General features: G+C 32.7%; 9 protein-coding genes and 1 pseudogene. 4 read left to right on the forward strand and 6 right to left on the reverse strand.

The genetic code is table 11. The features are described from left to right. Positions 1-54 precede the first annotated feature (54 nt). Together KSU54_RS17525 and KSU54_RS17530 are read right to left on the reverse strand one after the other, a co-directional pair. Positions 55-243 (reverse strand): annotated as a pseudogene (locus KSU54_RS17525) (GntR family transcriptional regulator); the annotation flags it as partial. Positions 244-366: 123 nt separating this feature from the next. Continuing rightward, the gene (locus KSU54_RS17530) at positions 367-7,059 is read right to left on the reverse strand and encodes a glycoside hydrolase family 3 N-terminal domain-containing protein (protein ID WP_003537338.1); all 6,693 of its coding nucleotides are present in this window, start codon (positions 7,057-7,059) and stop codon (positions 367-369) included. Between the two features lie 155 nt (positions 7,060-7,214). Between KSU54_RS17530 and KSU54_RS17535 the strand changes: the two genes are divergently transcribed. The 4 genes from KSU54_RS17535 to KSU54_RS17550 all read left to right on the forward strand — a co-directional run bounded on the left by KSU54_RS17535 (position 7,215) and on the right by KSU54_RS17550 (position 9,735). Beyond that, on the forward strand, positions 7,215-7,913 hold the full coding sequence (locus tag KSU54_RS17535; protein WP_003537337.1) for a GntR family transcriptional regulator: 699 nt from the start codon (positions 7,215-7,217) through the stop codon (positions 7,911-7,913). An 87-nt stretch (positions 7,914-8,000) separates the two neighbouring features. Further along, positions 8,001-8,366, forward strand: a complete 366-nt coding sequence (locus KSU54_RS17540; RefSeq protein WP_003537335.1) for a hypothetical protein — start codon at positions 8,001-8,003, stop codon at positions 8,364-8,366. A 15-nt stretch (positions 8,367-8,381) separates the two neighbouring features. Next, entirely contained in the window at positions 8,382-8,807 is a 426-nt protein-coding gene (locus tag KSU54_RS17545; protein WP_003537333.1) for an NfeD family protein, read from the forward strand. 13 nt (positions 8,808-8,820) lie between these two features. Next, a complete protein-coding gene (locus tag KSU54_RS17550) occupies positions 8,821-9,735 on the forward strand; it encodes an SPFH domain-containing protein (RefSeq protein ID WP_003537330.1) in 915 nt (304 codons plus the stop codon). A gap of 103 nt (positions 9,736-9,838) precedes the next feature. On the opposite strand, the gene KSU54_RS17555 is transcribed toward KSU54_RS17550, so the two are convergent. The 4 genes from KSU54_RS17555 to KSU54_RS17570 form a co-directional block, all read right to left on the reverse strand. Then, positions 9,839-9,976 carry a hypothetical protein gene (locus KSU54_RS17555; RefSeq protein ID WP_003537329.1) on the reverse strand — a complete coding sequence of 46 codons (138 nt, stop codon included), beginning with the start codon at positions 9,974-9,976 and terminating at the stop codon, positions 9,839-9,841. 108 nt (positions 9,977-10,084) lie between these two features. Continuing rightward, entirely contained in the window at positions 10,085-10,843 is a 759-nt protein-coding gene (locus KSU54_RS17560) for a MurR/RpiR family transcriptional regulator (RefSeq protein ID WP_003537326.1), read from the reverse strand. Then, a complete protein-coding gene (locus tag KSU54_RS17565; RefSeq protein WP_003537324.1) occupies positions 10,843-11,598 on the reverse strand; it encodes a MurR/RpiR family transcriptional regulator in 756 nt (251 codons plus the stop codon). Before KSU54_RS17565 ends, KSU54_RS17560 begins: the two co-directional genes overlap by 1 nt. 113 nt (positions 11,599-11,711) lie before the next feature. Further along, on the reverse strand, positions 11,712-12,200 hold the full coding sequence (locus KSU54_RS17570; protein WP_003537320.1) for a PTS sugar transporter subunit IIA: 489 nt from the start codon (positions 12,198-12,200) through the stop codon (positions 11,712-11,714). Positions 12,201-12,233 lie beyond the last annotated feature (33 nt).

Consider the following 12,233-nt stretch of genomic DNA (forward strand, 5'->3'; position numbering starts at 1 on the left):
AAATATAAGAAAACTGGAGCAGGATATATTTCCCCTCCAGTTTTAGTATAGAGCCTCTGTTTCAAGATGATCATACGCCTTTTTAACTGTTAATGCGATTATCTTTAATTCTTTTGATAACGCACGAACTGATGGTAATACATCATTTTCATGCAATTGACCATTTATGATTTGAGCTTTTATTTGTTCAACAAGTTGTTCATAGATTGGCTGCATCGATGAATTATTTATGATAATCTTCATCTTCTCCCTCCTCTTCACAAACAGTATATAACAGTGTATAACTGATTGTCAACTGTTATATGCTGTTATAAAAAAAGATAAGGACCCACAATGTGAGTCCTTATCGCAAGGAGAGAGTTTTATCTAACAATCACAAAATTTTCTTTTTCTTGATCCAATCCATCCTAATCCAGCTAATACAAGTATACCAAACATACCCGTGATATTTACATCATCACTAGTCTTAGCTGCTTCAACTACTTGTCCTGGAATAGTCTGTTGACCACTATTATCTGATGGTGTTTGCTCATCAGGATCAACTGGTTTAACATCTGGTTCGATGTCCTTAACTTCAACCATTCTTCTAAATTCTACTTCATTACCTAAAGCATCAGTTATTCTGTAAATAACTTCATAACTTCCCGCTTTACTTGTATCAACACCATCACTAATTACAATAATATTTTTAGTAATATCCGTACCATCAACATCTAAAACTTGTATACCAGCTAATGGATCAAATTTATCGCCAACTGTTAATACTTTATCTTCAACAATTAATTTTGCAGGTTCAACTACTTTAACTGTAAATTCTTTACTTGTTTCATTACCAGCTTCATCACTTACAGTCACTGTAATCGTATAAGTTCCTGCAACATTGTAATTATATTCGCCACTAATTGTTACTTTATCTAATAAATCACCATCAACATCATCAGTAACTATTAACCCTAGTAAATCTTTAATATCTGTTGCATCATTTACATAGATAACTGCATCATTACCCGTAATTTCTGGAGCAGTGACATCCTGTTCTCCTTTAAATGTTAATTGGAAATTACGATAATTAAAGCCGTCTAGATCATCATAAATACGAATAAATTGTTTACCAGCTTCTAATTTAATTTGAATCGTGTCACTATCTTTCCAATTTGACCAGCCACCAGAATTCTTTAAAGTAACTTCACCCAAAGTAGCAGTTATTTTTCCATCTACTGTCATGATAACAGCTTTAGTATCGCCACCGCAATCATGACTATAATTAACCTTTACATCGTATAATCCTGCCGTCTTTACATCAAGATAATAATCTTGATAAGCTCCTGCAGATCCAAAACCAATATTTTTAGTTGTTGAACCTTCAATTCCCCAACCAATTTCTTTAGAACCATCAACTACCTTGTCAGCCGTTATCGTCGTTGTTTGATCAAGCGTATCACTAACTTCAATTGCTTGAGTTAATTTTTCGATTTTTAAATTAGTTAATTCAAAACCAGCACTATTAACTTCAAATCTTAAAGTCTGTTCACCAGCTTTTAAATTCAACATCTGTGCATAACCTTGTGCATTTCCCCAATATTTACCAAAAGAAACACTGCCAAGATTATCAGTAGCCAATCCTAAACCACCACTTAGTTTTAAACCATTAGTAATTGCTTCACTATCTTTAATCTTATATGTCAATACATAATTTCCTTCTTCTTTAATATTCAAATAGAAGTCAATATAATCTCCCTTAGCACCATTAACCAAAGTACCTTTTTTACGATATGCATCACTTTCTTTTAATCCTACCGCAACATCACCAACATCAATACTATCTGGTAGATTATTTGTTTTTAATAATTTAAGATTTGCTGTTAAATCGACGTTGCCATCGCTATAACCGTTTGATTTTATACTAATTGTCCCTGCAACATCTTCATAATTAGTATTTTTACGTTCTAATGTTACTGTTACTTTGTTTCCATCAGCACTTACTTTTATCGCTTTAACAGTCATATAATTAGCTGCTTCTTCACTTAAAACAAGATCATTTACTTTTAAATCTTGATTGAATTTTCCGCCTTCAATCATTAAATCAAATTCAGTTGTTCCAAAAGCAAGATCACCAATATCTAATAATGTTTCGTCATCATCAACTGCAGCAATCATTACACTATCACTCAAACTATAACCAGTATCACCAATCTCACCAGCATCAACTTTAACAGTCACTGTAAGATTACTATCATAATCTACAACTTCATTACCTTTTAATATAATTACTGCTTTTGTATCATTTATTCTCTTTAAAGAATAAGTAATACCTGCAGGCAATCCTTCAACCACCCAATTAGCTTGATTTAAATCAGTTTCAAATTTTCCATCTTTTAAATTAACAGTAATTTCTTTACCAGCTAATTTACCTTCTTCTAATTCATCACTAGAAATTTGAATATATGAGCCAAACGATAATGCTTTCAAGTTAAAACTTACACCACTTTGTGGGACAAAACTAATTTGGCTTTCACCTTCAGGCAGATTAATCTCTACTACCCCAGTACTGTAAGTGCTATCGTTACCAGTACTAGAGAGTGTTGCTTCACCAATTGAAGCAGAGATACCATTTTGAATTAAATCCATCCAAAATTTTGCTTCTCCATCACTAGCATAGTTCATCTTCATTTGATAAGTGCCAGCTTTTTGTACATTAACCCGATAATTAACTCGGTCGTACTCACCAAAGAAACCAATATTTCCATCTTCTACAATAATTCTTTCACCGTAACAGTAATCTGTAGCACTAATGTACCCAGGCACATCATGGCTGTATTTTGTCTTATTGATCTTAATTTCACTTAGATTCATACCGCCATCTGGCAATTCGATCGTTAGAGTTTGAATTCCTTTTTCCAGATTTGCTTGAACTTGGATATAACGGTAATCTTGCCATTCACCACCCCAGAAATTAAATCTTTGTGCCACAGTAGTACCAACAACTGTATCACCTGATTTAACGTTTACTGTTTTATTTTCCCAATCTTCACCAGAAGCAACTTTAATCATAACATTATATGTTCCGGCTTCTTTTACATCAACCAAATAATCTATACTCGCATTTTTATTTACATAATCAATAATATGGTCTGTTGTATTAATATTAGCATTAGTAGCTGAACTACATTTATCAGCTGTAAATGTTCCTGGAACATCTAATGCATTTATTTCAATATCACTACCATCCCAAATATATGTTGCAACATTACCAGCCGGTAATACCGCATTAAATTGAGCACCCTTCATCATTACTTTGAATTTTTGATCAGTACCACTTCGGTTTGCAACAATCATAACAATTTTTCCTGTTTCAGGATCTTTAAACGCAACGTTTGTTACAGTTGAACTAGAACCATTATTTGTATCAACACGGACATATCCCGGTTTTACATATTTAGTAAATTGCGACATGATATATACTTCTGGAGTAGCCCAATATCTTTGAGGATTATTAGCATCCTGCACAAATAACGTTGGATCTGGAGTTCCAACCCAATGATGAGTTCCAACATTACTATCTAACATCGTAACCCAGCTATTATAACTTTCAGAACCGTTTCTTAACCAAGTAATAATATCATTAGCACCACTAGTACCCCATACTGATCTTTCCGTTAAGTTCATACTTAATTGATCTTTATATCTATCATAGAAAGAACCCATTGTTGAAGCATTACCACCATAAGGATGGAATGCAATACCATCAATATTTAATTGATCACCAGCTTCTTTAAAGAAATCAGCCATAAATTTATCAGCACCATCAAAATTATGATCAAACGCCCATAGTTTAACTTCTTTTTCATTATCCTTTAACACAGTGCTTTTCGCTAATTCAGCTTTGATTGCTTTAGCAATTTTTGCTTCTTGGGTTCCTGTCATTGCACAACTAGGATAATTAATTTCTAATAATGGCTCATTCTGAATCGTCATTGCATAGATAGGAATACCACATTTTTGATATTCTTCAACATAACGAACCATATATTTAGCTAAATCATCAATATAATCATCATTTAATTTACCACCCTTCAATAATAATTCATTATCCTCATATGAATTACTACTTGAAGTAGGTAACTTCATCCACCCTGGTGGTGTCCAAGATGAAGCAAAGAATTTCAGATTATCTTCTACTCCTAATTCTTTTGCGATAGCCTGCATCTCATTAATAACTTTAATAATTCCTAAATCTTTATCTTTTTGAATACTAAATCCTTTACCAGTAACATTATTCCAATCTGGTTTACCATCTAATTCTTTTCCTGTACCATCATAATAAGTGTAGAAGTCTTGTGCCGTAAAATCTGATGTTCCCACTGTTACCCGCATTAACGACATTCCCATACCATTAACAGGATCTAATAATCTTCTTAAGAAAGCTTGACGATTTTCATCAGTCATCTTTAATAAATTGTAAATTGTTGATTCTTCAATTGAAGTTCCCATTCCTAAAACACTTTGATATGTTTTTTGGTCATTTACAACAATTGTTGTTTGACTAGAATCATCTGCAACACGTAAATCAAGAGGATCTTTTGTTGCATTTTTATTAGAAATCTCAAATTCACCTTTATACCAAGCCATATCTTGTGAATTTTCAGAAGAAGACATGCTTACTTCAACTGCTCCTTCTTGTAACATTGCTCCAGTTCCCTCATTTGTTACTTCATCAGGAATGATTGGACCAACATAATCACCAGCTTTTTCAAAAATATAATAATCAATATTAAAATCTTTATCGCGTGCTACAAGTTTAAGTTCGTGTATCCCCGCTTTTAAACTAACCAAAGCTGTCATCTCTTGAGCTGTGAACTTAGTCCAGCTGCCCGTTGAAACAATTGGTGTATTTTTCTTTTCTAGTACCAATTCATCATCTAAATATAATTCAAATGCTCCATCAATTGTCGCTGCATATTCACGTGCTGCTTGAACAGTTAATTTATATGCTGCTTGTTCTGGCACATTAATTTTATAAGTCATATGCCGTCCATCTTGTAAATACCCTACAGTTGTACCATTATTTTCTAACTTAATTTCACTGTGTGCATCCACAAACGCCTCGGCTTCTAATTTTCCATTAGTTTTCGCTAAATCTATCACATTAGGATCAGCTGGTGCTGTAAAATCACCGGTTTTTTGAGCTTTTTTCAATCCATATCCAACCCGATATAATACTTTGCTTGAATCATCATACTTACTAGTAATATCTTGAGGATACCATGTCCAAGTAATTGGATTTGTTCCTACAAAATCTTTATCACCTAATAGTACATCAGCAACCCCATCACCTTCACTACCTGGTAACCATGCATTAACAATCCCTTTGATATGATCATCATTAACATAATCAGCCATTGCAATTGGTCGCCCTGTTGTTAAAACTAAAATAATCGGTAAATCAGGATGACTATTTTCAATCCGTTTAATTGTACTAATATCATTAGCTGGTAATTTTAATTGTCCAGCACTGCGATCACCATTACTTTCAGCATATGGGTCTTCACCAACTACAACTATTGCTGCATCAACTTTATTGTCCGAATTTGTAAATACACCATTAGCATTATAGCTGATTGTTCCACCCTTTTTATCCATCGCTGCTTTTAAACCACTGAAAATAGTTGTACCAGGTGTTGTATTTCCAGTTGCCCCTTGCCAAGTAATTGTCCAACCACCACATTGTTTACCAATGTCATCACCAGCACTACCAGCAACCACGATATTATCCATATCTGCTAAAGCCTGCATCACTGTTTTACCAGCATTAACTTCATCATTTTTTAATAAAACTAAAGATTCACTAACTGCTTGTTTAGCTAATGCCCGATGTTCACTACCACCAAATTTAGCTTGATCTGCCTCATCAGCATATGCTTTTGAAGGATTATCTAAAAATCCTAATTCTTCTTTAGCAGTTAGAATTCTTGCAACTGCATCATTTAAGCGTTCTTCACTAATTTTTCCTTCATTAACAGCTTCAACTAAAGCATTATATAAATTTTTCCAGCGTGGTGTTGAACCATCTTTTTCTGCTACCATCAAGACGTCAACACCAGCATTGATACAAGCAATTGCCTTATCTTTATAAGTTGCTTGATTCTCAATTTGATCAAGACCGTTATAATCGCTAATAACAATGCCATCAAAACCAAGATTTTCTTTTAATAACGTTGTAACAACGTCCTTATTTCCATGACATCTTTTACCATTGATACTATTATAGGTAACCATAATTGATTTAGTTCCTTGTTTAATAGCTTCTTTATAAGGTGTTAAAAGTTCCTTAACCATTGGATTATTCATATTTGCATTGATTAGATCTTGATAATCAGCATCACTAAGCTCTACATTACCTTGGTTAGCTCCATTAGTAGTTAATCCTTCTCCTAAATAATGTTTTGCTGACGATAGAGTATCACCATCACTTTCAATTCCTTTAATATATGCAGTACCTAAATTAGTTACCCGTTCAACATCATCACCAAAAGTTTCATATGTACGCCCCCAACGTTCGTTATGAGGTACACCTAATGTTGGTGTAAATGTCCAGTTGGCTCCCATTGCTCTAACTTCACTTGCAGTAGCCTCCCCAATTTGTTCAACTAATTGAGTATTATTAGCTGCTGCCAATCCAATGTTATGAGGATAGATAGTCGCTCCATACAAATTGTTATTTCCATGAACCGCATCTATTCCATATAACAATGGAATACCACCACTATCAATTACTGCTTTTTGATAACTATTTGCTGAAGTTACCCAATTACTTAATTCATTTCCACTAGTTGGTGCTGCTCCCCCACCACTAAGAATTGAACCAATCTTATACTCCGCCACTTCAGCTGGAGTGATCCAGCGAGTATCCGCCTGAATCATTTGTGCGACTTTTTCAACCGGTGTCATACTATCAATAATTCTTTGTACTTCGGCTGAAATCTTCGACTCTGCTTTAACCCCAATAGTTGATGAAACAACCATTAGAGCTACTAATGCTCCCTTCAATATTCTCTTCATCTTTTCTCCTCCAAATTTATTGGTACAAATTTATTATATTCCAATGAAGAATTAATGTAAAGCGCTTTCACAATAAAAATAGAATAAATTATATTCATACCAATAAATATTGTGAAACTTGACTAATATGATATAATGAGTTTTGAGGTGATTATATGTTAAAGTATGAAATGATTGTAAATGATCTTCAAAAAAGGATAATGAATGAAGAATTTGAAGAGACTCGAAAATTACCTACTGAAGAAAAACTGATTGAAGAATATGGGGTTAGTCGTAATACAATTCGTAATGCAATTAAAATATTAATGAATTTAGGCATTATTTATCCAGTTCAAGGAAGCGGGATGTTTGTTCGGGCCCCAAAGAAAAAAGGAACAGTGTATCTTAACTCGACCCGTGGGGTGACAATGGATAATCCCGGTAATAAAATCATTAATAAATTATTAGATATTCAAATAGTTGAAGCTGATGAAAAGTTAAGTGAACAGATGAACTGCAAAGTTGGAACTCCAGTTTATTACTTAAAGCGTCTTCGTATTGTCGACGGTATCCCATATGCTTTAGAGCGAACATATTATAATAAGGAAATCGTACCCTATTTAGGTAAGGAAATTGCTGAAGGATCAATTTTTAATTATTTAAAAGATGATTTAAAAATCTCTTTTGGTTTTGCTGATAAATATCTAACTGCAATAAAATTAAGCAAAGAAGATGCTGCTTTACTAGAACTTGAAGAAAATGATCCAGCCATTATGATCAATGATAATATTCATTTATCAAACGGACAGTTATTTAACACTTCAAATATCATTTATAATTATCAAACTACTAATTTCTATAGTGTTGCTAAATAGCAGAAATAACTGCTATTTTTTATTTCAATAATTTTGTTGAATAAAAATAATTTTTATAATATAATAGTGATAGAAAGGGTGATACTTATGGAATTTGAATGGTCAACTAATGATATTGCTAAAAAAACAGTTACTATCTACAGCACCAATCTAACATTAAATAAAGCAGCCTGTCGGCACTTTGAAGAAGTAGATTTTGTTTTATTAGGAATCGATCGAAATAAAAATGTTTTGGGAATTAAGCCAGTTGGTAAAAAAGAAATAAATGATGCGTTATATCCAGAAGATCAATTGCATAGAATTTCCATTGGAAAAAGCTACGGACGAATTTCAAATAAAAACTTTATTAGTGAACTATCAAAAGAATATAATTTAGATTTAGACAATAACAACTGTGTAAAGTATACTGCTAAGTTTGATGTAATACATCAGATTCTGTTAGTGGATCTTTAAGGAGGGGGATTATAAATGATACCTATTTGGTTAGGCATTATCATCGTAGCAATAATTGTTGAAATTATTACTATTGATCTAGTAAGCATCTGGTTTGCTGCAGGTGGTGTTGTTGCCCTAATTGCTGATTTATTAGGGGCTAGCCAAGCAATTCAAATTGCCTTGTTTGTAATTGTCACAACGATCGCAATCTTTGTTACAAGACCTATTGCTAAAAAATATTTAAGAACAAATATTGAAAAAACCAATTACGATCGTGTAATTGGTAAGCATGGGCTTGTAACTAAGACGATTACTGCAGATACTAAAGGTGAAGTAAAAGTTATGTCAACATCATGGCTAGCTGCAAGTGTTGATAATAACACTATTAACGAGGGTGAGTACTGCGAAATCATGGCAATCGAAGGAGCTCACTTAGTTGTTAAAAAAATAGAAGAATAGAGAGGGAAATATTATGGACGGAATTGTCGCTATTGTATTATGGGTTTTTCTAGGAATTATTGTAATTACGATCATTGCTTCAACAATTAGAATTGTTCCACAATCACGGGCATATGTCGTAGAAAGAATCGGAGCATATAATCGTACATGTAATGTTGGATTGCACATCTTGATTCCTTTCTTTGATCGAGTTGCCAATAAAGTTTCATTAAAAGAACAAGTTGTTGACTTCGCACCACAACCAGTTATCACTAAAGATAACGTCACGATGCAGATCGATACTGTTGTTTATTATCAAATCACTGATCCAAAACTATTTACTTATGGTGTGGATCGACCAATCAACGCAATCGAGAATTTAACAGCAACTACATTAAGAAATATTATTGGGGATTTAGAATTAGATGAAACTTTGACATCAAGAGATATTATTAACTCAAGAATGCGTAGTATTCTTGATGAGGCTACTGATCCATGGGGAATCAAAGTACATCGTGTTGAAGTTAAAAACATTATTCCACCTCGGGATATTCAAGAAGCAATGGAAAAACAAATGCGAGCTGAACGCGAAAGACGTGAAGCAATCTTACAAGCAGAAGGAAAAAAGACTGCTGCTATCTTAAATGCTGAAGGTGATAAAGAATCAATGATTTTACGTGCAACAGCAGATAAAGAAGCTAAAATTGCAATTGCTGAAGGAGAAGCAGAAGCATTAAGATTAGTTTATGAAGCCCAAGCCAAAGGTATCACATATATTAATCAAGCAAACCCAGACAGTGCATATGTAACATTACAAGGGTTTAAAGCCTTAGAAGAGTTATCTAAAGGTGAAGCCACAAAAATTATTATTCCTAGTGAGATTCAAGGTATTGCCGGTTTAGCTAGTTCTTTAAAAGAATTAGTAACTGATAAACCAAAAAAAGATTAATTAAACATTGTGGACGTCATATTACTGACGTCCTTTAAAACATTTATAAGCTATTTATTTCTTAACAAAAAGCAGCTATATAAATAATATAGCTGCTATAAAACTATTTAACTGTAATAATAACTCTTTGACAATGTTTCAACTGATGTTTACCATTATCTTGAACTTCTACGACCACATGAATAGTATCGCCATTTTCAGCATCCTTCGGTACCTCGTAATTCTTCGTAAAGCTCACCATCAATAACTTTACCATCTCCCATCAAAGCATAATTAGCCATTAAAGGGCCTTTATCTTTAACTAAATTTTCATAACTCTTAAAGTTTCATTTAATCATCCTCTTTACATCTATCCTTTCTCTTGTGAATATTCTAAGTATCTCAAAAATAAAAAATCTGAAATAATAAAGAAGTGGGCGGTACTACCATAAAGAATATCTGACATCCCTACTTTAAACGTTTCATATCTAAAAGTAATCATATCATCACAATACTTTGATAATAAAGTATTTCCAACCTTAGCAATTCCAATTCTTGGAATATGTAACCCTCGTAAAGCGCGTGCTAAAGTTACTGCTGTTTCATTATCGCCCGATAATGAAATAATAATAAACAAATCATTTTTAGTTACATTATTTAAGATTGTATCGATTTCCGTTCCGTTACCTACAGCATGAAAAACCTTGTTTGTATAAAGAAAAACCCGCCGCAGTTCACCGGCCATATTTGCTTGAACAACTCCAGTTCCATAAACAAAAACTCGTTCAGCTTTTTCAATCATTTCCATGATATTAGTTAAATCTCGATTTTTCATTCGTTCCATTGTTTCAATAAATTCATGATAAGTATCGTCTATAATTCGTGGTTTGAAATTTGGCTTTTGCGCCAAGTCCCATTTCAAATGCACCTTCAATTCACTAAACCCCTCAAGCCCCAGCTTTTTTGTAAAGCGTAAAATACTAGTATGCGATACATTGCAATTACGTGCTAGATCTTTAATCGAAATTCTTTGACATTCCCGTTTATGATGTAAAATATATTGCCAGATATATAAGTCATTTTCATTCAATTGATGGTAATTATCTTCTACTAATTTATCTAATGTCATTATTCATTTCCTCTACTTTTAGCATATTCAATATAATTGGCAATAATAAAATCAATTAAAATAAAATAGTTCCCCACCAGATCTTCACGACGCCCTTGATTTGTCATGACTGGTAATGTCTTTACATGCAGACTATAATCGGCCACATGAGATAAAGTACAATCATTATTAGCAATAATAGCCACAACAATGACTCCCTTAGCTTTTAAACGATAAACATAATCTAATAAGCGTTGATTTTCACCAGCATAAGAAATAGCAATAAAAACATCATTACTACCAAACAAATTAATATAAGCCTCAAAATCTGCTAATACATCAATGTCTAAAAATAACTTATTCACCATTGAAAATGAACGTTTTAAATGTTGCGCTGTATTATCTTGAATTACCCCAGTTCCATAAACATAAAGATTTTTAGCTTCATAAATACTTTGTACAATTTCTTTATAATGATAATCCCGATATTGTTCTAAAGTTTCTATATAATGATTAAAGATATTATCTGTTAAAGCATTTTTATCATTTTTTTGATTATCGATCCGTAAAAAAACTTTAAATTCAGCGTATCCTTTTAAACCCAGACGCTTAGAAAAGCGTAAAATAGTACTTCGTGAAACACTACATCTTAAAGCTAGTTCATCAATCGATAAACGCTCACACTCTTTACGATGATGAATAATATAATTCCATATATATAAATCATTATCATTAAGTTGTTGATAATTCCTATTAACTAGTTCTTCTAATTTCATATCATACCTCTACATGTATTATTATAACAATATTTTAAGTAAAACAAAATCAATAACTAAATTAGAAAAAAATTTATCACAGTAAAGAAAAACCACATCAATTTGATGTGATTTTATTTGTATTCGATTAAAGGAGATTCTATTATATGAACATTTTCATTAATATTATATTTTGTGATTTCATGACCACCATTTTCAACAATAACTAACATTGTTATATCATTGATTCCTTTAGTCACAAAATCTGTTTTATCATAAGAAATTAATAATTCACCAGTTTCTACACTGTCACCGGCAGATACATGAGTAGCAAAACCCTCACCCATTAAATTAACAGTGTCTAAGCCAACATGAATTAATAACTCCATACCATCTTCGGTTTCAATCCCCAAAGCATGTTTCGTATTATCCATCACCATTGAGATTTTCCCATTACATGGCGCATAAATTTTACCATCATCTGGAATTACAGCAATTCCATCACCCATCATTTTTGTTGAAAAAACTTCATCTGGTACATCTTCAATGGCTACACTTTTTCCGTTAGCCATTGAAGATAGTACTTTATTTTGTTTTTCTTTCTTTTTAAATAGTTTTAACATCTTATTTCAATTCAGGCCAGAAATCTTTATTCG

It is taken from the genome of Erysipelatoclostridium sp. MSK.23.31, from assembly GCF_019125875.1.
Lineage (GTDB): Bacteria > Bacillota_I > Bacilli_A > Erysipelotrichales > Coprobacillaceae > Thomasclavelia > Thomasclavelia ramosa.